Origin of the sequence: Microcoleus sp. BR0-C5 (assembly GCF_036705045.1) — a bacterium.
Classification (GTDB): Bacteria; Cyanobacteriota; Cyanobacteriia; order Cyanobacteriales; family Microcoleaceae; genus Microcoleus.
Window position 1 is genome coordinate 18,101 of record NZ_JAUBTR010000004.1, and the last position, 24,333, is coordinate 42,433.

24 protein-coding genes and 1 riboswitch are annotated in these 24,333 nt (G+C 46.6%); of the genes, 11 read left to right on the forward strand and 13 right to left on the reverse strand.

Annotated elements, in window-relative coordinates:
• Positions 1-29: 29 nt before the first annotated feature.
• Complete coding sequence (locus QUB08_RS02840) at positions 30-779, reverse strand: calcium-binding protein (protein WP_333223310.1); 750 nt, start codon at positions 777-779, stop codon at positions 30-32.
• A gap of 40 nt (positions 780-819) precedes the next feature.
• Positions 820-2,634 carry an allophanate hydrolase gene (gene atzF / locus QUB08_RS02845; RefSeq protein ID WP_333223312.1) on the reverse strand — a complete coding sequence of 605 codons (1,815 nt, stop codon included), beginning with the start codon at positions 2,632-2,634 and terminating at the stop codon, positions 820-822.
• A gap of 768 nt (positions 2,635-3,402) precedes the next feature.
• Positions 3,403-3,554: riboswitch (guanidine-I (ykkC/yxkD leader) on the forward strand.
• Positions 3,555-3,698: 144 nt separating this feature from the next.
• On the opposite strand from atzF, the gene QUB08_RS02850 reads away from it, so the two are divergent.
• The 7 genes from QUB08_RS02850 (at position 3,699) to QUB08_RS32075 (ending at position 12,942) form a co-directional block, all read left to right on the forward strand.
• Entirely contained in the window at positions 3,699-4,766 is a 1,068-nt protein-coding gene (locus tag QUB08_RS02850) for an ABC transporter substrate-binding protein (RefSeq protein WP_333223314.1), read from the forward strand.
• 108 nt (positions 4,767-4,874) lie between these two features.
• A complete protein-coding gene (locus QUB08_RS02855; protein ID WP_333223316.1) occupies positions 4,875-5,726 on the forward strand; it encodes an ABC transporter permease in 852 nt (283 codons plus the stop codon).
• Positions 5,727-5,903: 177 nt separating this feature from the next.
• Positions 5,904-6,680 carry an ABC transporter ATP-binding protein gene (locus tag QUB08_RS02860; RefSeq protein ID WP_015175425.1) on the forward strand — a complete coding sequence of 259 codons (777 nt, stop codon included), beginning with the start codon at positions 5,904-5,906 and terminating at the stop codon, positions 6,678-6,680.
• A gap of 293 nt (positions 6,681-6,973) precedes the next feature.
• The gene (locus QUB08_RS02865; RefSeq protein WP_333223320.1) at positions 6,974-7,702 is read left to right on the forward strand and encodes an urea amidolyase associated protein UAAP1; all 729 of its coding nucleotides are present in this window, start codon (positions 6,974-6,976) and stop codon (positions 7,700-7,702) included.
• 193 nt (positions 7,703-7,895) lie between these two features.
• Positions 7,896-8,537 carry an urea amidolyase associated protein UAAP2 gene (locus QUB08_RS02870; RefSeq protein ID WP_333223322.1) on the forward strand — a complete coding sequence of 214 codons (642 nt, stop codon included), beginning with the start codon at positions 7,896-7,898 and terminating at the stop codon, positions 8,535-8,537.
• Between the two features lie 426 nt (positions 8,538-8,963).
• A complete protein-coding gene (uca, locus tag QUB08_RS02875; protein ID WP_333223324.1) occupies positions 8,964-12,581 on the forward strand; it encodes an urea carboxylase in 3,618 nt (1,205 codons plus the stop codon).
• Between the two features lie 232 nt (positions 12,582-12,813).
• Complete coding sequence (locus tag QUB08_RS32075; RefSeq protein ID WP_445300881.1) at positions 12,814-12,942, forward strand: WG repeat-containing protein; 129 nt, start codon at positions 12,814-12,816, stop codon at positions 12,940-12,942.
• 23 nt (positions 12,943-12,965) lie between these two features.
• Here the strand turns inward: QUB08_RS32075 and QUB08_RS02880 are convergent, their stop codons facing one another.
• The 8 genes from QUB08_RS02880 to QUB08_RS02915 all read right to left on the reverse strand — a co-directional run bounded on the left by QUB08_RS02880 (position 12,966) and on the right by QUB08_RS02915 (position 18,405).
• A complete protein-coding gene (locus tag QUB08_RS02880) occupies positions 12,966-13,754 on the reverse strand; it encodes a class II glutamine amidotransferase (protein ID WP_333223326.1) in 789 nt (262 codons plus the stop codon).
• Between the two features lie 292 nt (positions 13,755-14,046).
• Complete coding sequence (locus QUB08_RS02885; RefSeq protein ID WP_333223328.1) at positions 14,047-14,943, reverse strand: thermonuclease family protein; 897 nt, start codon at positions 14,941-14,943, stop codon at positions 14,047-14,049.
• A 96-nt stretch (positions 14,944-15,039) separates the two neighbouring features.
• Positions 15,040-15,618 (reverse strand): ACP phosphodiesterase, encoded by a 579-nt coding sequence (locus QUB08_RS02890; protein ID WP_333223330.1) that lies wholly within the window; start codon positions 15,616-15,618, stop codon positions 15,040-15,042.
• A gap of 3 nt (positions 15,619-15,621) precedes the next feature.
• The gene (locus QUB08_RS02895) at positions 15,622-15,957 is read right to left on the reverse strand and encodes a XisI protein (protein WP_190740648.1); all 336 of its coding nucleotides are present in this window, start codon (positions 15,955-15,957) and stop codon (positions 15,622-15,624) included.
• On the reverse strand, positions 15,945-16,361 hold the full coding sequence (locus tag QUB08_RS02900; protein ID WP_333053641.1) for an element excision factor XisH family protein: 417 nt from the start codon (positions 16,359-16,361) through the stop codon (positions 15,945-15,947). The genes QUB08_RS02895 and QUB08_RS02900 overlap by 13 nt, the downstream gene beginning before the upstream one ends.
• 155 nt (positions 16,362-16,516) lie before the next feature.
• The gene (locus tag QUB08_RS02905; protein ID WP_333223332.1) at positions 16,517-17,404 is read right to left on the reverse strand and encodes a restriction endonuclease; all 888 of its coding nucleotides are present in this window, start codon (positions 17,402-17,404) and stop codon (positions 16,517-16,519) included.
• An 87-nt stretch (positions 17,405-17,491) separates the two neighbouring features.
• Positions 17,492-18,070, reverse strand: coding sequence for a Uma2 family endonuclease (locus QUB08_RS02910; RefSeq protein ID WP_333223334.1), 579 nt, complete (start codon positions 18,068-18,070; stop codon positions 17,492-17,494).
• A gap of 176 nt (positions 18,071-18,246) precedes the next feature.
• Positions 18,247-18,405 carry a hypothetical protein gene (locus tag QUB08_RS02915; protein ID WP_333223336.1) on the reverse strand — a complete coding sequence of 53 codons (159 nt, stop codon included), beginning with the start codon at positions 18,403-18,405 and terminating at the stop codon, positions 18,247-18,249.
• A gap of 124 nt (positions 18,406-18,529) precedes the next feature.
• Here QUB08_RS02915 and QUB08_RS02920 point away from each other — a divergent pair, with 124 nt between their 5' ends.
• Together QUB08_RS02920 and QUB08_RS02925 are read left to right on the forward strand one after the other, a co-directional pair.
• Entirely contained in the window at positions 18,530-18,721 is a 192-nt protein-coding gene (locus QUB08_RS02920; RefSeq protein WP_333223338.1) for a hypothetical protein, read from the forward strand.
• Positions 18,721-19,008, forward strand: a complete 288-nt coding sequence (locus QUB08_RS02925) for a hypothetical protein (RefSeq protein ID WP_333223340.1) — start codon at positions 18,721-18,723, stop codon at positions 19,006-19,008. The genes QUB08_RS02920 and QUB08_RS02925 overlap by 1 nt, the downstream gene beginning before the upstream one ends.
• Positions 19,009-19,118: 110 nt before the next feature.
• Here the strand turns inward: QUB08_RS02925 and acs are convergent, their stop codons facing one another.
• The 3 genes from acs to QUB08_RS02940 all read right to left on the reverse strand — a co-directional run bounded on the left by acs (position 19,119) and on the right by QUB08_RS02940 (position 22,066).
• Positions 19,119-21,089, reverse strand: a complete 1,971-nt coding sequence (gene acs, locus QUB08_RS02930) for an acetate--CoA ligase (RefSeq protein WP_333223342.1) — start codon at positions 21,087-21,089, stop codon at positions 19,119-19,121.
• Positions 21,090-21,210: 121 nt separating this feature from the next.
• Positions 21,211-21,573, reverse strand: a complete 363-nt coding sequence (locus QUB08_RS02935; RefSeq protein ID WP_333223344.1) for a DUF5615 family PIN-like protein — start codon at positions 21,571-21,573, stop codon at positions 21,211-21,213.
• Positions 21,551-22,066 (reverse strand): DUF433 domain-containing protein, encoded by a 516-nt coding sequence (locus tag QUB08_RS02940; protein WP_445300879.1) that lies wholly within the window; start codon positions 22,064-22,066, stop codon positions 21,551-21,553. Before QUB08_RS02940 ends, QUB08_RS02935 begins: the two co-directional genes overlap by 23 nt.
• A 105-nt stretch (positions 22,067-22,171) precedes the next feature.
• Here QUB08_RS02940 and QUB08_RS02945 point away from each other — a divergent pair, with 105 nt between their 5' ends.
• Together QUB08_RS02945 and galT are read left to right on the forward strand one after the other, a co-directional pair.
• The gene (locus QUB08_RS02945; RefSeq protein ID WP_333223496.1) at positions 22,172-22,831 is read left to right on the forward strand and encodes a restriction endonuclease subunit R; all 660 of its coding nucleotides are present in this window, start codon (positions 22,172-22,174) and stop codon (positions 22,829-22,831) included.
• Positions 22,832-23,059: 228 nt separating this feature from the next.
• The gene (galT, locus tag QUB08_RS02950) at positions 23,060-24,082 is read left to right on the forward strand and encodes a galactose-1-phosphate uridylyltransferase (protein ID WP_333223345.1); all 1,023 of its coding nucleotides are present in this window, start codon (positions 23,060-23,062) and stop codon (positions 24,080-24,082) included.
• The last annotated feature ends 251 nt before the right edge of the window (positions 24,083-24,333 follow it).

The following is a 24,333-nucleotide window of genomic DNA, read 5'->3' on the forward strand; positions in this document are numbered from 1 at the left end:
ATTCCCAATTCCCAATTCCCAATTCCCAATTAAAGAATAAAGTCTGCCTGACTGATAGAAGTGCGGGCAACTCCGAATAAAGTAGCCAGAGTTTCCTTGGTGCTTGTAAGCTGAATAATTGTAGTGGGCGAAGTTCCGGCCCCAGCGGAAATGGTGAGTTCGCCAAAAGTAAGGCCGGCAGCCAAGCGAATTCGATCCGTACCATCAGTAAAATCTGTAATCACATCCCCGTCTGCAAAACGCCCGATCGCAAAAGTATCGTTTCCGGCGCCGCCAGTTAAAGTATCTAGGCCGCGATCGCCCGATAAACAGTCATCGCCGATTCCACCAAACAGCGAGTCATCGCCGGCACCCCCAAAAAACGTGTCATTACCCGCGCCGCCCAACAAAGTATCGGTGTCTTGGTTGCCAAACAGCAAATCATTACCCTCGTCGCCCAGCATTGAGTCAGAACCTTTGCCGCCGTAGAAAGTATCGTCGCCGGTGCCGCCCAAAACGCTGTCACGGCCGGCACCGCCGAACAGTCGGTCATTGCCAACGTCGCCCAGCAGTGAGTCATCGCCGTCGCCGCCGTAGAGGGAATCGTCTGCGCCTAAGCCCAAAATGCTGTCAGGCCCACCCAAACCAAATATCAAGTTAGCGCCCGCAGTACCCCTGAGAGAGTCGGGGCCGCTGGTGCCGCGAGTGCCGCCAGCGGCCCCTCCGGGACTGGTACCGCTACCGCCGGTGGGGGTTGGGGTTGTGATGGGAGTTCGTACAAGTGGCACTGCTGGTGGCATGATTCTGAAGATGGGTAGAAATTTGCAATTCTAACTTAACTTAAAAGCGGAAGTTATATGCTCGCCAACCGCCGAGATGAGAAATATCGCTCGCATCCGCCACAGCATAAGGTTCGCACAAAAAGCCCTGCACCGTCGAGCCGTCCTCCAACACGAGCGTACCAATTCCCAGCGGCGGGGGAATTTTAGCGACAAATCCGCCGAAAGCCGCGATCGACAACTCCCAAACTTCCACCTCGATCGCGCTACCGCCCTCTACCTGACGCACCAATCCCGGCTTGCCCACAGCAGTACCCGTCAAAGCATACAGCTTGTAAATCGGGCTGGTACGACAGGCGCGAACCAAAATACCTCCGAGTTCGATTAGTTGATAATTCAGCGGTTCACCGCTCAAATGAGCGCCAACCACGGCTATTTTGACTCGTTCTTCTGAGGAAGATTTGGCAGTGCTGGCGGGTTCCGGGACGGTTGGCAGGGGCAGACCGGTTGCGCCCAAAGTTCCCCCCAAGCGATCGTGGAAAGCAGATCCCAGGCTGCAGAGAGAGAAATCGTGCCACGCAGGAGCCATCAGTGTCAATCCTGCGGGCAATCCGCTGCTTTGAAACCCGCTGGGAACTGCGATCGCGCACAAATCGAGCAAATTTGCAAAGTTCGTGTAGCGCCCGAGATTGGTATTGAGGGCGATCGGCTCGGCTGCAACTTCTGCGACAGTATAAATCGTGCCTGTCGTGGGAACCGCCAACACATCCATTGACTGCCACTGAATTTCTGCAAGCTGGCGGAGTTCGGCCAACTGGTACGACGCGCGGTAGGCAGAGACAGCATCGTAGCGTTTGCCGCCGCTGATAATTTCGTAGACGATCGGATCGATATCCTCTGGGTGCGCGTCGAGGAAATCGCCGATCGCGGCCAACCTTTCTGCTACCCAAGGCCCGCCGTAGAGCAGTTCGGCAGCATCCGCAAAGGGTTTGAAGTCAATAGTTGCGATCGTGCAGCCCAATGATTGCAAGCGCGCGATCGCCTCTCTGTAGCGCTGTTCGGCTTCTGCATTCCCGAAAAATTCGAGTTCGCCCTCTCCGGGAACTCCCACCCGCAAGCGGGATAAATCCGGCAAAACTTTCGTTTCAGGGTGGCGAGAAAACGCATCCTCAGCGTCAAAACCGCTGGCTACTTGCAGCACGGAGGCCGCATCCGCACAGGTGAGAGCGAACACAGAAACGCAATCGAGCGATCGCACCGCTGGTAGCAGGCCGCGAGTGCCGATCGAGCCGCAACTTGGCTTCAGCCCGACAATGTTGGTAAAAGCAGCGGGAACCCGCCCCGATCCTGCGGTATCGGTACCCAGAGCAAAACTCACCAATCCGGCGGAGACTGCTGCTGCGGAACCGGAACTCGATCCGCCCGGAATGTAGCGCCGATCGAACGGATTGCGACAAACTCCATAGGGCGTGCGGGTTCCCACTAATCCTGTGGCAAATTGATCCATGTTTGTTTTGCCGATCGCGATCGCACCTGCCGCGCACAGGCGCTCTACGACTGCGGATGATCGCGCTGGAGTGCGAGCAAACTGCGGACATCCCGCCGTAGTCGGAACGCCCGCCCAATCGAGATTATCTTTGATCGCAAAAGGTATTCCGTAGAGCGGCAATTGTTGCGGGTCTAGGTTTTCCAAGGCTTTGGCGCGTTCGAGGGTTTCCGCCAGCGGTGCTAAATAAATCCATACTGCCGGGTCTGCATAGCGTTCGATCCGATCGTACACGCTCGCGACCGCATCTGCAGGCGCGATCGAGCCGGTGCGGTAGCGATCAAGCAGCGAATGAATGTCGAGACTGTTGCTGTAGTTAAATTTTTCCATAGTGCACCGTCAGTCGATTTTAGATTTTAGATTTTAGATTTTAGATTGAAGATTTGACTTCATATCATTTCTGGTTATATGAGGATGATTTAACCGCAGAGAACGCAGAGAACGCAGAGGGAGATCGGAGAGAGATGAATAATTCCAATGCTAACGGATTTGACTTCACAGGCTGTGTTAGGCGATCGTTATTACAACAAATAGAATTTTAGTTTACCGCATTGTCGATCGTACTCGCATACAGTCTAGGACTCGAAGTATTTCTGGAGAAATATTCAACCATGACCTTGCGGGTTTCGTCTTTGTGTGCTGGTAAACGTCGCGATTTCCAATCGCCCGGTTTAATCTTGCAAAACTTTTAATTTTACAAATTCGAGAAAAACCGTTTTTTGTAACATTTAACACATTTTATCATCAAGTTTGCTGTTACCGTTTGAAACGTAGCAATCTAGTAGGATTGCACGCTACAGTATGCTTACCTTTAAAAAAAGTAAGTGAATTGCAGCAATCAACAGTCTAGGATAAATCCCTGAGTCCGCCCGGGAATGAATTCCCTGTGTAATAGTTAAAGTCCTCGCTATGAGGACTAATGAGTTTAAAATTTTTATTAGTCCTCATAGCGAGGACTTTAGCTTTGAGACAGGGGTTTCAACCCCTGTCGGACTACGGGTTTAACGTGGAAAGTTGAAACCAATTGGCTTTTGGAGTGTCCTACAATGGCTAAGCACCTTACCTGAAAAGTGCTGTAGAAAGACAAAAAACGAAAAATTTAACCGCTTCTAGGGTTCCGATTTGAATCAGTTTCTAACTCAGCTTAGAAAGTTCAAGTGCTGGTCCGAGAGAAGCAGACTGGTTCTCCCAAGATTTTAATTTTAGGGAAACACTAGCCAGTTACACGGCGGGATAAAAGCCCGGGAGAAACGCGATCGGTCAGCAAGACTCGGTTCGTTAGCTCTCGGGCTTTATCCTTGTATATCAAGGGGGTTTGCGGAAGCTAAGGAAGCCAAAAAAGGTGCAAAAGCTCGATCGACATATTCACCTCTAACCAGCAACCAGAATATGCTATGAATATCCGATATTCCTCCCCAAAAATAACGCGATCGCCCTTATCCTACTGCGCCATATTTTTCATCACCTTGTTTTTCGTTGTCGGCTGCGTCAACCCGGCAATTTATATCAAAACAACCACAGAAAGCGAAGCAGCTTCTTCAGTAAGTGCTAACGCAGTTCGCCTCGGATTCAGCGCGTGGCCCGGCTGGTTTCCTTGGCAAATTGCCAAAGAGCAAAAGATATTTGAAGCTAACAATGTTGCTGTAGACTTAAAATGGTTTGACGGCTACTTAGAATCGATCAGCACCCTCACAGCAGGACAGATAGATGCTAACAGCCAAACCCTCGGCGATACAGTAAACTCTATATCAGGCGGCGCCGACCAAGTAATTGTTTTAGTCAACGACAACTCGACGGGAAATGACAAAGTGATTGTCGCCGAAGGCATCAATTCCGTTGCCGATTTGAAAGGTAAAAAAGTTGCCGCAGAGGAGGGTACTGTCGATCACTTTCTATTGCTGTTAGGGCTGAGAAAAGCAGGTTTATCAGTGCAAGATATTCAATTTGTACCGCTGGAAACAGGCAAAGCTGCGGCGGCTTTCGTCGGAGGACAAGTGGATGCGGTGGCAGTATTTGCGCCGTTTACCACACAGGCATTAAAACGATCGAACAGCAAGGAACTGTTTAGTTCCAAAGATTTTCCGGGGGCGATTTCCGACCATTTGGTATTCACGCGAAAGTTTATCGGCGAACACCCAGATCGAGTGCAAGCCCTGGTCAATTCCTGGTTTGCAACATTGGAATACATGAAAGCAAATAAAGAGAAATCTTACGAGATTCTCGCCAACCGCGCCGGAGTTACCGTTGAGGAATACAAAGAATATGAAAACGGCACTAAGATATTTACGATCGAAGAAAACTTGAAAGCCTTTCAACCGGGAAATGACATGACATCATTGCAGTTTGCGGCGGCAGAAATGACTAAATTTCTCGTAGATGTAAATTTAGCAAAAACCCAACCAGATATCAGCACATTATTTGACGATCGCTTTATCAAAGCTTATGCCGAAGGTAAAAGCTAAAAGGCATAATTTACGATTGTGCAGACACAAAAAACCTTAAAAAAAAATACTTTTTATAATCCCCAAAATCTACTGCAATTACTCTACAAACCGTTCCGCAATTAAATCATGCCACCAAATCCAGATCCTCGATCGATCCAATCCCACCTCAAGCAAAAAAGCCTAAATCCCACCGTTTTCTGGCGGATTGCGGAAGAGATACCACAACCCCTCAATATTGGGTTAACGGTAACATCGATCGCACTGCCGTTGCTGGTATGGTGGCTAGTAACAACTTTCGCCGATGTAGACCCCAAATTTTTGCCTTCCCCCGGCAAAGTTTTAGAGGCATTTGGTCGGCTGTGGAACACTCGCGAACTTTTGAAAGACACAGTAGCGAGTTTGTGGCGGGTGGGAGTGGGCTTTCTGTTCGCCTTGGTTTTTTCCATACCAATTGGCGTGCTGATGGGCAGTTTTCCCAGTATTCGCGCCTTACTGGAACCCATGTTCGGCTTGATGCGATATATGCCCGCACCAGCGTTCATTCCCCTGCTAATTCTCTACTTGGGAATCGGCGAAGAACCCAAAATAATGCTGATATTTATCGGCGTCTTTTTCTTCAATTCGCTGATGGTGATGGATACAGTCAAGTTTGTTCCAAAAGACTTGATCGAATCTACTTATATGTTGGGTGGGAATCGCTGGGAAATCCTAACTCAAGTTATTTTTCCCCACGTTTTGCCGGGAATTCTTGATGCTAGCCGCATCAACTTAGCTGCGGCTTGGCAATTGGTAATCGTCTCGGAATTGATTGCGGCAACCGAAGGCTTAGGCCGCCGGATCAGCGTCGCAGGTCGATTTCTGCGAACCGATGAAATTTTTGTGGGGCTGATTGTCATTGGGGCGATCGGACTGACTTTTGACTTGCTTTTTCAATATCTACTGCGGGTTTCTTGTAAATGGTCAAGTCAGAAACAGTAAGCCGATCGGGACTTACGCATGGGGGCCGGTGAAACCGGGTTTTTTTACGAAAATACACAGGTTGTAGCCCGCATATTAGGTAAAAAACCCGGTTTCTTTGTCGGAGTGCGTAAGTCCTGCAGAGGTTAGAAAGCAGAATGGTGTCATTTTTTTACTTGCAATACAGAGGATAAACTCATGTTTCTACAAATCAACAATCTGCACAAAAACTTTGAAACGAAAAATGGTAAATTAGTTGTCCTCAAAGACATCAATATGAGCATCAAGCAAGGCGAATTTATCTGCGCGGTAGGCGCATCCGGTTCGGGCAAATCTACTCTGTTGAGGCAGATTGCGGGATTGGACAAGCCGACAACAGGGGAAGTTAAAATTGACGGCAAGGAAGTTGTTTCGCCTGGGCCGGATCGAGGTATGGTATTTCAGCATTACACTCTTTATCCTTGGATGAACGTGCAGGAAAATGCCGAGTTTGGCCTCAAACTTCAAGGCGTTTCCAAGAAAAAGCGGCGCGAACAAGCCAGCTATTATTTGAGTGTGGTAGGATTGACGCAGTTTGCTTCGTCGCTGCCGAAGGAATTGTCGGGCGGGATGAAACAGCGGGTGGCGATCGCCCGCGCCCTCGCTTCTGAACCTAAAGTGTTATTAATGGATGAACCTTTCGGCGCCTTGGATATCCACACTAAAGAATCGATGCACGAATTCATGCTCGATTTGTGGCGCCGCACTCAGATTACAATCTTTATGATTACCCACGATGTCGAAGAAGCGGTGTTTCTTTCCAATCGGATTTATGCTTTGGGTGCTCGTCCCGGTACAGTGAGAAAGGAAATGTCGATTAATTTGCCCGATCGCACTCCCAGCGTTAAACGCCACGCCAAATTCCACGATTACCGCGACGAACTCATGGATTTGATGCGGAAACATGGACAGGAAGCAGTTGCAATGGCGGCTTAAATACAAATAAATTTGTAGTTGCACTTTTTGCACCCGCGCCAAGAGTTTAACTGCAAACCTAAGTAAGTGGAAACTTAACATCTTGCACCATTGTCAATTACCTATTTAGGAACAGGCAAGATGCCTGTTCCACAAAACTCAATTTTATTGTGGAACAGGCATCTTGCCTGTTCTTGAGAATGGTGCAAGATATCAGTGGAGATAAACATTACATTCGGAGAGGGCGGGTTTTGCCACTACAAAATACTATTGTTTTGTTTCGCTGACCCCCCCAAATACATCAAGAGGAACTTATGGTGCAACTATCGATCGACACAAATTCACAAATTGATTCAAGCCTCGTATTAATCGAAGAAACCGTACCGGGCGGCGCGTACTGGTCGGGGGTCATCAAGCGGGGAAACACCCTGCGAATCACCGATTTAGAAGGCTCTCGCGGCGTTTCCATGCTGTGCTACAACGCCGACAATGCGATCGAACGTTTCAACGCAGCAGACACAGCCAAAATTCAATTCAACGCCTTTCTCAAACAAGGCATGGTGCTTTACACAGACATGGGACGCATTCTATTTTCCATCACCCAAGACACCTCCGGCTGTCACGATTTACTAGGAGGATGCAGCAACGCCGTTAGCAATGCAAAAAAATACGGCGAAGGAGACTGGAAAAACTCCCGCGACAACTTCCTCAAAGCCCTAACTCGGTGGGGATTGGGCAAAAAAGATATCATGCCCAACCTCAACTTATTTACTCGAATTGCCGTCAAACCAGACGGCACGATGGAGTTTCGCGAAGGCTGCGAGAAACCGGGTAGTTTTATCGATTTGCGAGCCGAAATGAACGTATTAACCGTTATATCTAACTGCCCCCACATCCTGCATCCGAGTTCAATTTACGATCCAAAACCCATCCAAATTCAGATTGTGAAAACCCCCGCCCCCGCACCCGACGACTTGTGCCGCACCGCCAACCCGGAAGCCGTGCGCGGGTTCATCAACACCGATGCTTTGTTCGTGCAATAGACAACACTGAATTTAATCGCCTCCAATTCCCGCCATCATCTGCGTTTATCAGTGTTTATCTGCATAACATCTGCGGTTAAAAGAGCCATCAAAAACTGAGGCAAAACATCTAATAAACCAGATTTGAAAACTATATCTAATCCGCACCGACCTGCGGCAAAAAATGCTGTAAATTCATCAACCCAAGTGAACCATGACTGCAACCACCCAACAAATCCTCGATCCAAAAACTGCAATTTATAACGAAGTTTTACCCGCCAGACATCCCTGGGCTCGCGTCATCAAAAAAGGACAGATTCTCCGCATTGTAGATTTAGGCGGAAATCAAGCAGTAGATTTTTTAGTTTACAATGCCGATGACCCTTCCGAACGCTACAGCGCCCCCGATACGATCGTCAATCAAGGCAACATCTTTGTCACTACAAACAGCCAACTCATTTCCAATGAAGGGCGAGCCATTATGACCATAATTGCTGACTCCTGCGGGCGGCACGATACCTCCGGTGGCGCCTGTAGCTGCGAGAGCAATTCGGTGCGGTTTGGGCTAGATAAAAAATACCAGCACGCCTGTGTTGAAAATTTCCTCGCCGCAATTCTTCCCTACGGTTTGGGTAAGCGAGATTTAGTCAGCAATATCAACTTCTTTATGAATGTTCCGGTTAGCGAAGATGGCACGCTTGAAATTGTTGACGGCATCTCCGATCCGGGAAGTACAGTTGATTTGCGAGCTGAAATGAACGCGCTGGTGGCTATTTCTAACTGTCCGCAAATGAACAATCCTTGCAATGCTTACAATCCTACGCCGATTCAGTTGATTGTTTGGGATGCGGTGTAATCTGAAAATATCTAATTATTAGGACTTACGCACTCCGCAGTTTCTGAGCCCCTGCCCCAAGTCCAAGAAACCGGGTTTCTGCGATGATTTTTGTATCCTCACCGAAATTTACGAAGAAACCCGGTTTCTGAACCCCTGCCCCAAGTCCAAGAAACCGGGTTTCTGCGATGATTTTGGCATCCTCACCAAGATTTAGGAAGAAACCCGGTTTCTGAGCCCCTACCCCAAGTCCAAGAAAGAAACCGGGTTTCTGCGATGATTTTTGTATCCTCACCAAGATTTAGGAAGAAACCCGGTTTCTGAGTCCCGGCCCCAAGTCCAAGAAACCGGGTTTCTGCGATGATTTTTGTATCCTCACCAAAATTTAGGAAGAAACCCGGTTTCTGAACCCCTGCCATTACCAATTCCCAATTCCCAATTACCTAAATGTTTAAGAAAGTTCTAATTGCAAATCGGGGTGAAATTGCCTGCCGAATTATCCGCACCCTCGATCGCCTCGGAATTGCTTCAGTAGCAGTATATTCTGAAGCCGACGCCCGCGCCAAGCATGTTTTCGCCGCCAGCGAAGCCGTTTGTATCGGTGCAGCCGCCGCAGCCGAGAGTTATTTGCGGTTCGATCGCATTCTCGAAGTTGCGCGCCAAACAAAAGCTCAAGCTATCCACCCGGGTTACGGCTTTTTGAGCGAAAATGCAGAATTTGCAGAAGCTTGTATCAGCGAAAATATTGCATTTATCGGCCCGACTCCGAGTCAGTTGCGCTGCTTTGGATTGAAGCACACCGCGCGGGAAATAGCCGCTGCAAATCAAGTGCCGCTAACTCCCGGAAGCGAACTTTTAGCAAGTTTAGAGGATGCCCAAAAAGCGGCTGGGGCGATCGGCTATCCGGTGATGCTCAAAAGTACCGCAGGCGGCGGCGGCATCGGTTTGCAGGCTTGTTTTGGCGATCGAGATTTGGCAGAAGCATTTGAAAAAGTACAGCGTTTGAGTCAAAGCAATTTTAAACAAAGCGGCGTTTTTTTAGAGAAATACATTCAAACAGCCAGACACATTGAAGTCCAAATCTTTGGAGATGGCAAAGGAAACGTCATAGCCTTGGGCGAGCGAGATTGTTCGGTGCAGCGGCGCAATCAAAAAGTAATAGAAGAAACCCCCGCCCCTGCTATTACCGACGAACAGCGAAATCAGTTGTACGGTGCAGCAGTGCGGTTGGGAAAAGCCGTAAATTACCAGTCAGCGGGTACTGTTGAATTTGTGTTTGATGTCGATGCGAAACTGTTTTATTTTTTGGAAGTCAACACGCGCTTGCAAGTTGAACACGGCGTTACTGAAGCTGTCAACAACATCGACCTCGTTGAGTGGATGGTAAAACAGGCTTCTGGAGATTTGTTCCCCCTGGAAGAGTACCGCTATCGACCGCAGGGACACTCAATTGAGGTGCGAATTTATGCGGAAGATGCCGGCAAGAACTTTCAGCCGAGTTCCGGGTTGCTGAATCAAGTTGCGTTTCCCGAAAACGTCCGCTGCGACAGTTGGATAGAAACCGGGACGGAGGTTACTCCTTTTTACGATCCGCTGCTAGCCAAAGTAATCGTTTGCGGTGAAAATAGAGAACAGGCGATTGTAAAACTAAAAGCTGCTTTAGATGCCAGTGAAATAGCGGGAATTGAAACTAATTTAGATTACCTCCGCCAGATTTTAGACGATTCCCGATTCAGCCGGGGCGAACTGAGCACGCGCTTTTTAAACTCTTTTGAATACGCACCTTTAACGATCGATGTATTGGATGGGGGAACCTACAGCAGCATTCAAGATTATCCGGGGCGGATTGGCTATTGGGATGTTGGCGTGCCGCCTTCTGGGCCGATGGATCATCTGGCATTTCGATCGGCAAATCGTTTAGTAGGAAACCCCGAATCGACAGCAGGATTGGAATTCACAGCTACAGGCCCAACTCTGCGCTTTAATGCCGATACAGTTATTAGTTTGACTGGTGCAACTATGAAGGGAACGCTAAACGGCGAATCGGTGCCGTTTTGGACGGCAATTCCCGTAAAAGCTGGCAGCATTCTCAAGTTAAAAGCCATTCAAGGCGGCGGCTACCGCACTTATTTAGCAGTCAAATACGGCTTTAATGTCCCCGATTATTTGGGCAGCAAATCAACTTTTGTACTGGGCAAATTTGGCGGACACGCGGGCCGCACGCTGCGTCCGGGAGATGTGTTAAAACTCAATCAAACTGCAACTCTGGAAGCGGAATTATCTTTGCCTCCGGAACTAATTCCCACCTACAGCAATAATTGGGAAATCGGCGTTTTGTACGGGCCTCACGGCGCGCCGGATTTCTTTACTGAGTCAGACATTGAAATGTTTTTCTCTACAGAATGGCAGGTGCATTATAACTCGACGCGGACGGGCATTCGGCTGATCGGCCCGAAGCCCACCTGGGCGCGTCAAGACGGGGGAGAAGCGGGTTTGCACCCGTCTAACATTCACGATAATGCTTACGCGATCGGCACGATCGATTTTACGGGCGATATGCCTGTAATTCTCGGTCTGGACGGCCCGAGTTTGGGAGGTTTTGTCTGTCCTGCTACTATTGTGCAGTCGGAATTGTGGAAAATCGGGCAACTGAAACCGGGGGACAGCATTCGCTTTCACTGTTTGAGTTTTGCTGAAGCTTTGCAGCGGGAATTAGCACAAAATAAGCAAATTGCTACTTTTAGTTTGCCTATTTTTGGGGGAAATGCGGAGCAATTGCCCGCCGTTCCCGCTTCTCCTATTTTGCACGAAATTCCCGAATCTCCGGGACAGGTTGCTGTTACTTACCGTCAAGCTGGGGATAAATATATTCTAGTTGAATACGGCCCGTTGGTGCTGGATTTAAACTTGCGTTTTCGGGCGCACGCCTTGATGGAACAGTTGAAAGCAAATCCGTTGCCTGGTGTTATTGAATTAGTGCCGGGAATGCGATCGCTCCAAATTCACTTTGAGGGCCGCCAGATTTCGCAACAGCAGCTAATGCAGGCGCTGATTGCGGCTGAGGCGGAACTTCCGGCGATCGAGGATTTGGAAGTGCCGGCGCGAATTGTGCACTTGCCTTTATCTTGGGAAGATGAATCGACGCTGTTGGCCATTGAAAAATATATGCAGTCTGTGCGATCGGATGCACCTTGGTGTCCCAGCAATATTGAGTTTATTCGCCGCATAAACGGGCTTGACAGCATCGAACAAGTCAGAGAAATTGTATTTAATGCTAGCTATTTAGTGATGGGTTTGGGAGACGTTTATTTAGGCGCGCCCGTCGCAACTCCCCTCGATCCGCGCCACCGTTTGGTTACTACTAAATACAATCCCGCCCGCACTTGGACTCCTGAAAATGCAGTTGGCATTGGCGGCGCGTATTTGTGCGTTTACGGGATGGAAGGGCCCGGAGGTTATCAATTTGTCGGCCGCACGGTGCAAATGTGGAATCGGTTCAAACAAACGGTGGATTTCCAGTCGGGTAAACCTTGGCTTTTGCGCTTTTTTGACCAAATCCGATTTTATCCGGTTTCTCATGAGGAATTGCACCGCTGTCGGGAAGAATTTATTGAAGGTAAGTTTAAATTAAAGGTTGAGGAAATCACTTTTAATTTGAGAGAATACAATGAGTTTTTGCATTTTATTGCTAACAGTGCGGCTGAGTTTAAAGCGCAGCAGCAGGCAGCATTTAATGCAGAGCGCGATCGCTGGGCCGCATCCGGGGAATTTGACGCTGAAGCTATCGCAGAAGCCTCGGCGGATGTGGCTTCGGAAACAGCGGCGGAGGTTACTTTGCCGATCGGCTGTGAGGCTGTTGTCGCTCACGTTTCGGCCAATGTTTGGCAGGTGCTGGTTAATGTTGGAGATGCGGTTGCTGATGGCGATCGGCTATTAATTTTGGAAGCGATGAAAATGGAAATTGCTATTACTGCTGATGTTGCGGGCACTGTTGCCGAATTGTTTTGTGAAAAGGGGCAAACGGTGACAGCCGGACAAATTCTAGCGGCTATTCAACCGAATTAATCCCTCTGTTTTTAGTTCGGGAACAGTGGGAAGCCGTTGCATAATTGGGGGATGATTGTGATTGTGTTGTGGGATGGGATCTCGTAGCCTGTCCGGTGTATTTTCACCGCAGGCGGGACACGCCACAAGAATCATCATCAAATTGTGCAACCCCCGCTCATTTAATGAAGGTTTAGCAGCAGTTAGGGCTTCAAAAGGGTGGGGATATATCAATTAAGCAGGCTAGTGGGCGATCGCCCCCCAATTTCCGGCTGCGGGCAGTTTTTTTGAAGGCTTAGCCGCTGTCAAGCGCGATGGCAAATCTGGCTTTATCAATCAAACTGGAAAGCTGGTCATTTTGCAGGTTCGATGCTCTGTTTAGGCTTTAAATTTGTTTAAGTCTCGTTAACTTAACTCCAGCAGCCCAGAATTGACAGGCCAACCATCCTGAAATACCAGCAATTCTCCCGGCTGAATTTGCGTCCAAACTTCGTTATCTGTCAGCGGAAAAGTGGCAATAACAGCCACGCGATCGTCCTCCTTAGTCAATTCCCGAAAATCGACTGTTACATCTTCGTCGATCGAGTGAGCGCTAGCAAAAGGTGCTTGTCGCACAATATAATGCAGATTAGTAGAACAGTGGGTGAACAAGTGTTCTCCATCGGAAAGTAAATAATTAAAAATTCCGTGTTCGGCCAAAGTTTTAGTAATTTCCTCCAGAACAGGGTAAATTTCCGCTAAAGCAGGCTTACTTTGAGGAAAATTAGAGCGTAGCTTTTCTAATATCAAACAGAATGCTTTTTCGCTGTCTGTTTTGCCAACTGGTTTGTAAACTCCGGCACATTCTGGATAAAAATTTTCGAGATTTCCATTGTGAGCAAAAACCCAATAACGTCCCCAAAGTTCCCGAATAAAAGGGTGGCAGTTTTCCAGAGCAATTTCGCCTTGCGTAGCTTTGCGAATGTGAGCAATCACGTTAGTTGAATGAATGGGATAGCGACGCACTACTTCTGCCACCGGAGAAGCAATCGCAGGTTTAGAGTCTATAAAAAGGCGACATCCCAAACCTTCAAAGAAAGCAATTCCCCAACCGTCTTGATGAACGTCTGTTCTGCCACCTCTTGCAGAAAAACCCTCAAAAGAAAAGCAAATATCTGTCGGAACATTGCAGTTCATTCCCAGTAATTGGCACATAGCTTTTAAATTTCTGGAGTTTGGATGGATGTCGCAGCTATTGGCCGCTACAGATTTGCGATTGTACTATTATAGTATGAATTGATTTAGCCTAATAAAAAAAACCGAATAATTTGGGATTGTCAACCGTAATGCTACTTAAATTTTAAAAAATGCGTGAAGCCAAGGTATCCCGTTCGTTAAGCGAGTCCGTTGCGGTAGGGAATCGCCCAAAATTCAATCGCGTTCCCCGGAGAACAGTCTTCATCGTTCCATTTGTCCTGCAATTTTTTTAATTAGATTTATGTAAAATTCACTTTTGTGAGGGAAAGTCTGATAGTTGTTTGATATCCTTCAAAACTATTTGAGGCTTCCCTTTGTACTGTTCTACCTTCCCACTGACATACACATATCCCCGTCCCAAACCCGCATAACGCTTCTCGATTAGCCGTTTCAAGGGAGCTCTTTCATCAGTTGCAGCATCTGGTATCCACAAATCTAATTTATGATAAACTGAGCCAGCATAAATCAGAGCGCTGCTGCCGATCCATTTAGTAATCCCCGCCTGCAAATCGCAAAAAATAGTAATAGATTTAGCTTTCTCAGAAGCAGCTAATATTTTCGGGTAGTGCAACCTCAAAGAAAGCGCTCCTGCCGTTGCTTCCGATAACCGAAACTCTTCAACAATCGAGGCTCGCATCGACCACCAAGGCAGTAAATTAGCATAGTTGCGAGAGGGGATTTTGGCATTGATAATCGGATTCCAAATCATCAGATTGTAAGCTTTGGCTGCCGATTCTGCCTCAGTCATTTGTCGGTGATACAATCGGGATCGCCCGTATTTGACGAAGTAGGGACTCCAGCCTTCTTCAATCAGTTTAAGATTGTAATTTTCTCCGTCTTTATGTACGTAACAGAGGAGACGCCCGTAGTTATCGCGGTGTTTTTCCACCGCAATTTCTATTGGGTCATCTGTATCAAATTCTATGTCAATTTGAGCAAGTCCGCCATCTGCTGTGCCGAAGTATTTTTTAGCCATTTCCGAAGCTGCTTTGCCCGCCGCAGTTACAGGTTTGGAACCTCCCGGATGACTTTCTTCTGTATCGACGCAAATCAGGCGCAGAGCCTCGGTTTTGCCGTTGAGAGAAATTTTGATGCTGTCGCCATCAACTACTTTAGTTATTTGCAGGTTCGGGATTCTGGTTGCCATATTTTGAACCCTGTTGCACTTGAGATTTCATGCAGGTATCGGTTGAATCATACACGAGTTCGCTATCAATAGCAACTGTAATTTTTGTTGTTTGTATTAATATTTGTCAAGTGTGGCGTATTTTATCAAGTCGGGGAAAAAATCTCGAAAATCTGATTCTAATCGCTGATAGTTAGCTGTCAAATCTTCTATGCCGCTTGCCAAGTTATTTGTCCGTTTGAGTCGCGCCGACATTCTTGTAAGAGTGATGCGGATTTCTGCAATTTCCTGATAAGATGAAAGCAAGTCGCGCGCAATTATTGTTGGCAGCACCCGCTGGAGAGATTCAGGCAATATATCGCGGTTGTCTTGCAGGACTTTATACACATGGCAAGAAAAATCGCGGAGGGGAATTTCTGAATATTCCAGCCAATTTTTAGCCAAGAAGTGGTCGTAAAACACGTCAATCAAAACTCCAGCAAACCTGCGTCTCTCGGCGCAAACAAGGCTTTTACTCGATCGCACTATGGCGTGAGAGTCGGTGTAGCTATCTACTTTGCGGTGAAAATCGATGCCCTTTCTAATTTCATCGGAATAAAGGTTGATTGCCGAACCTTTGACAAAATCTCCTAAGAGGTTGCCAATCAGGGATTCTGGCGTGCCTTTTGATAAGAATAGATGAGCCAAATAATTCATTAACTACACAACTGCATAACCTGTATGAGGTCTGACATCGGCGGGATGAAAACCTAAAACAATGGAATCCTTGGAAATTCCAGCAGCTACAAGTTCTTTCGTCACGCCGTATTCTGTCTCATCTCGCTGTACCCAAATCTTATCATCAATAATATCTATATGAACCAAACAGCCGTGAATTCGTTTGGCTTTATCCCAGCCTAAAGTAACTAGCAGGTAACAATCAGATTTTTCATCAAACACGGCTTTACAAATTATATCGCCATGAGAGTAAGGAATTTTTGTGTAAGGTTCGAGAACTGTTTTAATGGTGGTTCTAAAGTTAGCTAAAGTATCCATTTTACGATCGCCTCTTGATTTGGGTCGAATACAATCAGCTTGAGCTTTTCATCTTCAATCATTAATTGACCGATCGGTTCTTCAAATAGAGATTCATAGGTGATATCGCGAACAGCCAGATAAAGCGTATGTTCTGGATAAGTTCTCTGAAGCACAGATCGATAAATAGTAAATTGTCCGATCGCCTCTCTCAAGTCCTGCATTTCTGAATCGCTGACAAAGCTTTTGACTTCCACAGCAATTTTCTGTTCTCCTCGTTCTGCAGCCAGCACCTGTTTTGCTCCCAGATCCACATACATATCTTTTTTCCCCCATTTCAGATGGAGAGGATCGTGAGTAATTATCCACCCATCATTGAGGAGAGATTTTTTAACTGTATTGTGGTACAGGTCTAAAGCGGGCATAGAACAACACGAGCAATATAAGACTTCACGGTTATATAATAGCAAATTATTATGCAATAGAGCGATCGTCTAACTGTAGTATGCAGGCGATCGCTCCACCCACGTTCAAATATTGCTTGCGATCGATTGATGCTCGATCGCTTCACAATAGAAGCTTAAATCTTCGTAAACCAATTAGCATCCACTTCCACAGACTCAATCATTTTTATCTTGACACCAAGGCCCAACTCTTTTAGTCGTTGAACTAACTGCTCACCATCAATCAAATCTATTGGGGGTGCGCCATCTCGTGTTGCTTCTTTGACAGCATCTCTAGTAAATGTCCCAGTTGTAATGAATAAACCTTTGTCCGTTCGTCCCTGCATTGCCCCACGGAAGTCTCTAATTTGACTCGCCGTAACCGAACCCTGATAGCGCTTGCACTGAAACAGAACATGAAAGCTCAAGAAACCACTAATACGGGCAATACCTACACCATCAATTCCACCATCGGCGGACTTACCTGTAACCTGTACTTGTATAAAGCCAGATTCACGTAGTAGGCGCTGTGCCAAACGCTCAAATGCCGAAGGTTCTAGTGATAGCACTATTTGATGAAGCTGTTGATGCCATGTAACTTCTTCCAAAGTTTCAACAGCTTCAACATTTTCGTTTAAATTGTCTGGCTGCATCACCTTTTTCTTGTCTGTATCCCGAACCACCTTGACAATTTCTTTTGCATCCAGAATATCAAAATCTATAGATGTTGAAACTAAAGACCACACGCCACGTGAGGAATTTTGTAAAAGCCCGTATTTCTTCAAGTAAGTACGACTCCAACCAAGTCGATACTCAACAGCACTCTGGGATTTGTTTCCATGTGGGATATCCAGCACCTCGTTAGGTAAGTTTAGAATCAGGGCTACTCGGTCATAAATCTCTTCAGTAGTTCCCGATCCACCCAGCATTTGTAGAGCCTGAATTGTGGGCAAGAGCATTGAGTCAAATGTAGGGATTGAATGGGTAGCTCTGTTCATCTTAAAACTGTTGAGAGAATTTGCCAAACACTGCTTTTTAAGGAGAAACTGATGGCATCAAAATACTGACGCTCTATTGGCTCCTACCGTCATAATTTGCTAAATTGCGATCGGCTACATCTCTCGACGGAACAATCTAATAGCTTCCCCAGCATCAGTTTCCGCCATCAAAATACAGCGTTTCATCAAATCGAGATCGAGGTTATTGAGTCCGGGTAGCTGACTGCGATCGCTATTTTCATAGCTACCATCTTGGAGATGATATATCTTCAGTAATCCATCTTCCCAAAACCAAACCTCTGGAACACCCAAAGCTTTATAGCGCTCTAACTTACTGATTCCTCCACTGGTAAAGACAACTTCGATCGACAAATCTGGAATTGGTTTTACACTCCCGATGCAATAAGATTCATCTGCTTGCACAGAGACAACTCCCGATCTTTCCTGCGTCATTGCCCCTGTGGGCTTGAAGAAAATTCCCTGTTCGACGAGAAAGGTAGTCACTAAGTAACCGATAACATGAGCAAAAGTTTCGTGGTCTTCTCCCGGCATCAGAATCTCGATCGTCCCATCATAGTAAAATAGTCGCACTCTAGGGGAGCCTTCAAAGCCTTTTTGGATAAATTTAAACCGTTCCCACATTCCATGATGAACAATTCGCTGATCTGTGGTTTTGCTAAGTAGTGGAGGCATCGCGCTCAGATCCAGTCCAGAAGTTATCTTGATTGTAGCTCATATTTTTGACGTTCAATCAAATTTTGCCAAACCCCAAATAGCTTGTTTATTGACAATAGAAATTATCTAAAACCGCAGATAAACGAGATTACTATCCGCGTTAATCTAGGTTCATCTGCGGTTTTAGAATCCCCCTAAGAACCACCTCGCAACTTATCTTCAACTTTTAAACTCCTAATCTGTTCGCGAATCACATCGGTTTTTGTTCTACCGCTGTTCGCGCAATAAGCTTCTAGCCGAAGCATTTCTACTTCAGGCAGTCGGATGGTTAGAACTTTAACATTTTTACTCATACTGCAATTCTACTAAAAAATGCAGTACAATTATAGCAGATAAATGCGCCTTGGCAGAATGTTGCCGCACCATGCCAAGACGACTTCCCCGAAGTTGAACGTCCAACAAAGGAGCAATTTAATTATGATTCAAGATCCAGAAAAAGATCCTGAACGCTGGGACGAGCCGATTTTAGCGGATAATCCCAGGCAAGCGAAACAGGATTGCCAAAAACGAGCCGATCGCTACCGGGTTGAATTAGAATCTGTGACTCAACCCCGAAAAGTTGAAAATCGCCCTCAAGTGTACCGTTGCAACTACAAGGAGAAAGAGTAATGGCTGTTCTGGAATGTGTAAAACCGGGTGCTAAACTCGGTCAAATTATTCTTGCCGTCGATCTTACTGTTGCCGGTGCTGTCGATCGCATTTTAGCAAAAATTCAAGACTTAGGATATGACCCAGAAATTCGTCATGTCAACTATCCGTCTGGAGTTCACGTCTTGGCAATTCTCAAAGACGAACAGCACAAGCAAGCCGTCGATGATGACTACTTGTTAGACGAGTGGCTGCAAGTAAGATCGGAAATTAACCCCGATGCCGTTCATCTGTGGCGCGGTAAATAAACCAATTAACAATTAAACCGCAGATAAACGCAGATAAACGCAGATGAGCGGATGGGAATTTCATCTGCGTTCATCCGCGTTAATCAGCTAAAATCTGCGGTTGCATACCCCTACGCACCTCCCCGCAACTTATCCAAAACCGTCCGGTCTTCCAAAGTCGAAGTATCCCCAGAAACCTCTTGTCCCGCAGCCAAAGAACGCAGCAAACGCCGCATAATCTTCCCGCTTCGAGTCTTCGGCAAAGCATCAGTAAATCGAATTTCGCCGGGACGGGCGATCGCCCCAATTTCCTTAACAACGTGCTGCTTCAATTCCTTAGCCAATTCTTCGCTAGGTTGCTGCGAGTTGTCCAGCGTGACAAAAGCCACAATTTCCTCACCTTTAATCTCATCCGGTTTACCAACAACCGCAGCTTCCGCCACCGCTGGATGCGATACCAAAGCCGACTCGACTTCCATCGTGCCGAGTCGGTGTCCGGCCACATTAATTACATCGTCAACGCGGCCCATTACCCAGAAATAACCGTCTTTGTCCTTGTGCGCGCCGTCCCCTGCAAAGTACACAAATTCGCCATCTTTCGGGTGCAAATATTCCCAATAAGTGCGGCGGAAGCGATCGGCATCGTTGTAAAGTGTCCGCATCATTCCCGGCCAAGGATGTTTCACCACTAAATAACCGCCGCTTTCGTTAGTTACTGGTTCGCCATCTTGGTCAACAACATCAGCCACAATTCCGGGGAACGGTAGGGTTGCAGAACCGGGTTTTGTAGGAATTGCACCGGGCAAAGCGGTAATCATAATTCCCCCGGTTTCTGTTTGCCACCAAGTATCGACGATCGGACAATTCGAGTGGCCAATTACTCGTTGATACCACATCCAAGCTTCAGGGTTAATCGGTTCGCCGACGGTTCCTAACAATCGTAAAGATGACAAATCTCTGGCATTTGGCAAGTGTTCGCCCATTTTCATAAAGGTGCGAATGGCTGTGGGTGCAGTATAGAAAACGGTGACGCCGTATTTTTCAATTACATCCCAAAAACAGCCAGGATTTGAAGGGCGAGGAGCACCTTCATACATTAAAGTTGTCGCACCGTTGGACAGCGGGCCGTAGACAATATAACTGTGTCCAGTAATCCAGCCGACATCAGCAGTACACCAGTAAACATCGGTATCTTGGAGGTCGAATATCCATTTGGTTGTCATGTGGGTATAAAGGTTATAACCACCGGTTGTATGGACGACTCCTTTCGGTTTGCCGGTACTGCCACTGGTGTAGAGTACGAACAGCATATCTTCGCTGTCCATCGGTTCGGCGGGACAATTTGCCGATGCACCTTTTTGCAAATCGTGCCACCAATGATCGCGCCCTGGTTCCATGTCAATTTTCTGTTTGGTGCGCTGAACTACGAGAACGTTGGTAACACTTGGTGTGGCATTATTTGCTAATGCTTTGTCTACTTGTGTTTTGAGGCCGACGGCGGTATCTTTGCGGAAGCCACCGTCAGCGGTGATGACGAGTTTTGCTTGGCCGTCGTTAAGCCGATCGCGCAAAGCTTCTGCACTAAAACCGCCAAAAACAACGCTGTGTACTGCACCGATTCTGGCGCAGGCTAGCATGGCGATCGCAGCTTCGGGAATCATGGGCATATAAATGCCGACGCGATCGCCCTTTTGGACTCCCAATTGTTTGATGACGTTCGCCATTTGGCAGACTTCGCGGTGGAGTTGCGCGTAGGTGAGGGTGCGGGAGTCTCCGGGTTCACCTTCCCAAATCAGGGCGGCTTTATTTTTGCGCCAAGTGGTTAAGTGGCGATCGAGACAATTGTAAGAAATATTAATTTTACCGTTGACAAACCATTTAGCAACAGGCGGCTGCCAGTCGAGCACGGTATCCCAGTTTTGGAACCAGTGCAATTCTTGGGCGGCGAGTTCTGCCCAGAAGGCTTGGGGGTCAGCTTTGGCTTTGTCGTAGAGGGCTTGGTATTCTTCTAGGCTTTTGATGTGAGCTTTTTGAGAGAATTCAGCGGGCGGCTGAAAGAGGCGTTTTTCATGCAGAATTGATTCGATCGTATCTTGTGACATTGCTTTTAACTTTAACTTCGGTTAGTCTTTGTAACTATTGTTTGCATAAGTTGGGGCAGAAGTATGTTTATTTTCCTTAAGACTTTGGGAAATTTTGTAAATGTTGGGACTGTATTATAAATTATGGTAGCGGTAAATGCTCAATTTTATCTTGGTACTCATCATCAAACGAGCCTTGATAAATCAGAAGCAGTTCGTCAATGTTTTGACCACTACTCAACTTGGTATTCAGGATAAAAATTCCAGGAATATGGCGATTTTGCTCTAGATTATCTGTTAAATGAACAGGCATAGAGCGGCGGTTGTTGGTAACAAGAATGAAATTGTGGATTTCGCACCAAATAATAATTTCTGGATCGAGAGTGCCTGTGGAAGGTGCTGTTAGTTCTCCCACTGCTAGAACAACCAGATCGGGATTGCGTCTGCGAATTTGATTGACATACGCAGGATCGACATTTTCATCAAAGAGATACTGGATTGCCATCAGCCTTTCTCCTTGCATCTCTTTCTGCTCTCAGTTTGCGGATTTTTTCATATACTGGACGAGGATTGCGACGTTGTTCTTCTCGCATTTTATCGCCCCACTCCAGCCATTCGGTTATGTATTTACCGACTGCTTCTTTGTTGTGCAGGTAGTACAAAATGGTCGCATAAACTTGTTCGAGGGTGAGCGATGTATAAATGTTAGCGATTTCTTCGGGAGTTCGAGCGCGAAACAGGTATTCATAAAGAATGGTTTCGATGCCAATGCGGGAACCTTTGAGCCGAATATCATCTGGTCTCAGGAAGTTGAAGTAGTCTTCTAGTTGCGTGGTTTGGTGGTTGGCTTCATGAGATTGCTTCTCTTTATTAATGTCTGTTCCTTCGGGAACCAGCACAATTACTTCGGCTCGGCTGTTGCGATATAAATTGAGCGGTTCACCAACGCACAATTGTCCTCGATCGTCGATCGTTGCCATCACTTTAATTGCTTTCATACAATCTACCCGATTTACAGGAGCGATATCTGGTATGATTATATTATAACAAATTCGATGGTAATGCTTTTATAATTGACATTAACAGCCGATCGCACTAAAGCCATGACGCAAAATTTAGAAGCAAGCCAACTCTGGCTAAATGACGTTCGCCGCCTTCTCAAACTGGAAGAGCGAGAAGGAGACGCCTTCACCGATTTTTTCTCTCTGGAACCGCTGTCAGAATTAGAACAGCAGGAAATATTAAAAATTAGAACTGACTTTCGACGCTACTTATCCGCCGGAAAAGTTTCAGAAGAACTGGTTAAATTTTTAGTGCTTTCACCGTTAATGAGATTAGCAGGATTTTTTGATATTCCGATCGTGCTGACAATGGAAGATAGCATCCCGATCGAGGTTGAGGATGAGGATACTTTAATTAAAGGGCGCTGGGATATTTTAGCGGTAAATCAGCCGGATGCAGACATAGCGGCGGCACAGTTTTGGATTTTGGTAGTGGAGGCGAAAAATAGTGTGATCGATCCTTGGGCCGGTTTGCCGCAATTGCTGACTTATGCTTATAAAAGTTTGCAGCCGCAATCCTCTGTTTGGGGATTGACAACGAATGGACGCAACTATCAGTTTGTGTATCTGACGCGGGGCAATCCTTGTACTTATCAGATTTTACCGGAATTGAATTTGATTGACCGAGAGCGATCTCTCTTGTTGGCGCAAGTGTTGAAAGCGATTTGCAAGTTGCAGAATGTGCAGTTGCAGTTGGCTTAATCTCTGCGGTTAAAAGCTGTGCTTACCCGTAATGCAGAGACACATATTCTGTACCACTTTAGTCCTAATCGCCCTCTATCGTTGATGCCAACTGTTCTTAACTTCTGTTGGGAACTGCTGGAAACTTTAGAAATCAAGATTTGTTAAAAAAATGCAATAGCTAGTGACAAAATACAAATTATTCTATACAATAATCAACGGTTAAACCCTGCAACTGAAGGTAAGAAAATGTCTGAACTTAGACAAAATCTAATTACCAGAGATTGGGTAATCATCGCCACCGAACGGGCGACAAGACCGGATCAATTCGCAAACAAAAAAAAGTTGGCAGCAGTAGTGCCACCGCACCGCGCCGATTGCCCGTTTTGCGTGGGAAATGAGGAAGACGGAACCTTAGAAACTTGCCGTTTGGGCGATCGCGCTGGCTGGAAAGTCAGGGCAATTTGCAACAAATATCCCGCCCTCTCCCCGACAGCAGAATGGATGAGGATATCATCGGGAATTCACCGCACGATGGCGGGAATCGGCGTGCACGAAGTAATTGTCGAACACCCGCGACACGATTTGACGACAGCTTTGTTGAGCGTTGAAGAAGTTGCAAACATACTTTTAGTATACCGCCAGCGCTATGTAGAAATTAGAAAAAATCCCCACATTGAAACAATTATTATCTTCAAAAACCACGGGGAAACTGCCGGAACTTCTCTCGAACACCCCCACTCGCAGATAGCAGCGACGCCCGTTGTACCAAGCCAATTTCGCAGCCGCATCGACGAAGCGATTAGATATTTTGACGACACGGGAGAATGTCTGTTTTGCCGGACTTTGGAAGATGAATTAGCTGCGAAGGAAAGAGTGATTTGTGAGAGTGAACATTTTGTGGCTTTTATCCCTTACGCTGCACTTTCACCGTTTCACACTTGGATTTTTCCGCGTCGGCATTCCTCTTCGTTTGATGACCTTACTGATGCGGAAATTGCGGATCTTGCTTATACTTTGAAAACTGTACTGGCTAAGCTTTATTACGGATTGAACAATCCCGATTACAACTATAATATTCGATCCGTGCCGATCGCCGAAGGGGGAACAAAATACTTTCACTGGTATATCGCCATTATTCCCAGAGTCACCAAGCAAGCTGGATTTGAGTTGGGCAGCGGGATGTTTATCAATACTGCTTTGCCCGAAGAAAGTGCGGCTTTTTTGCGATCAATCGAAATTCCTAGCGACAGTAATTTCCCGCCAATCTAAAGTATCCTACATCACAATAGGTCAAATTTACTTCAAATTCGGGTGGAAATGCACGCAGCTACTCCCAGTTGCGAGTCTGTGTTGGGGGAGGAAACTGATATTATTTGAGATTTGAGATTTGAGATTAAAGAATTGGGAATAACGGATGATCTAATTGTTTAGATCACCTGCCGAAAGTTGGATTCTTTTTTTAAACTGGTATAACTTACGCTCTCAAGTGATGAACGTACAAATACTTAGGGATTTTACGA

Excerpts from the sequence above, each read along its gene's own strand:
- QUB08_RS02895 (WP_190740648.1), bottom strand. The coding sequence starts at position 15,957 with ATGGATACTTTAGCTAACTTTAGAACCACCATTAAAACAGTTCTCGAA.
- galT (WP_333223345.1), top strand. The coding sequence starts at position 23,060 with ATGTCTGAACTTAGACAAAATCTAATTACCAGAGATTGGGTAATCATC.
- acs (WP_333223342.1), bottom strand. The coding sequence starts at position 21,089 with ATGTCACAAGATACGATCGAATCAATTCTGCATGAAAAACGCCTCTTT.
- QUB08_RS02890 (WP_333223330.1), bottom strand. The coding sequence starts at position 15,618 with ATGAATTATTTGGCTCATCTATTCTTATCAAAAGGCACGCCAGAATCC.
- QUB08_RS02885 (WP_333223328.1), bottom strand. The coding sequence starts at position 14,943 with ATGGCAACCAGAATCCCGAACCTGCAAATAACTAAAGTAGTTGATGGC.
- QUB08_RS02855 (WP_333223316.1), top strand. The coding sequence starts at position 4,875 with ATGCCACCAAATCCAGATCCTCGATCGATCCAATCCCACCTCAAGCAA.
- QUB08_RS02910 (WP_333223334.1), bottom strand. The coding sequence starts at position 18,070 with ATGCCTCCACTACTTAGCAAAACCACAGATCAGCGAATTGTTCATCAT.
- QUB08_RS02940 (WP_445300879.1), bottom strand. The coding sequence starts at position 22,066 with ATGAAAGCAATTAAAGTGATGGCAACGATCGACGATCGAGGACAATTG.
- atzF (WP_333223312.1), bottom strand. The coding sequence starts at position 2,634 with ATGGAAAAATTTAACTACAGCAACAGTCTCGACATTCATTCGCTGCTT.
- QUB08_RS02840 (WP_333223310.1), bottom strand. The coding sequence starts at position 779 with ATGCCACCAGCAGTGCCACTTGTACGAACTCCCATCACAACCCCAACC.
- QUB08_RS02945 (WP_333223496.1), top strand. The coding sequence starts at position 22,172 with ATGACGCAAAATTTAGAAGCAAGCCAACTCTGGCTAAATGACGTTCGC.
- QUB08_RS02900 (WP_333053641.1), bottom strand. The coding sequence starts at position 16,361 with ATGCCCGCTTTAGACCTGTACCACAATACAGTTAAAAAATCTCTCCTC.
- QUB08_RS02880 (WP_333223326.1), bottom strand. The coding sequence starts at position 13,754 with ATGTGCCAATTACTGGGAATGAACTGCAATGTTCCGACAGATATTTGC.
- QUB08_RS02915 (WP_333223336.1), bottom strand. The coding sequence starts at position 18,405 with ATGAGTAAAAATGTTAAAGTTCTAACCATCCGACTGCCTGAAGTAGAA.
- QUB08_RS02935 (WP_333223344.1), bottom strand. The coding sequence starts at position 21,573 with ATGGCAATCCAGTATCTCTTTGATGAAAATGTCGATCCTGCGTATGTC.
- QUB08_RS02870 (WP_333223322.1), top strand. The coding sequence starts at position 7,896 with ATGACTGCAACCACCCAACAAATCCTCGATCCAAAAACTGCAATTTAT.
- QUB08_RS02860 (WP_015175425.1), top strand. The coding sequence starts at position 5,904 with ATGTTTCTACAAATCAACAATCTGCACAAAAACTTTGAAACGAAAAAT.
- uca (WP_333223324.1), top strand. The coding sequence starts at position 8,964 with ATGTTTAAGAAAGTTCTAATTGCAAATCGGGGTGAAATTGCCTGCCGA.
- QUB08_RS02850 (WP_333223314.1), top strand. The coding sequence starts at position 3,699 with ATGAATATCCGATATTCCTCCCCAAAAATAACGCGATCGCCCTTATCC.
- QUB08_RS02925 (WP_333223340.1), top strand. The coding sequence starts at position 18,721 with ATGGCTGTTCTGGAATGTGTAAAACCGGGTGCTAAACTCGGTCAAATT.
- QUB08_RS02920 (WP_333223338.1), top strand. The coding sequence starts at position 18,530 with ATGATTCAAGATCCAGAAAAAGATCCTGAACGCTGGGACGAGCCGATT.
- QUB08_RS02865 (WP_333223320.1), top strand. The coding sequence starts at position 6,974 with ATGGTGCAACTATCGATCGACACAAATTCACAAATTGATTCAAGCCTC.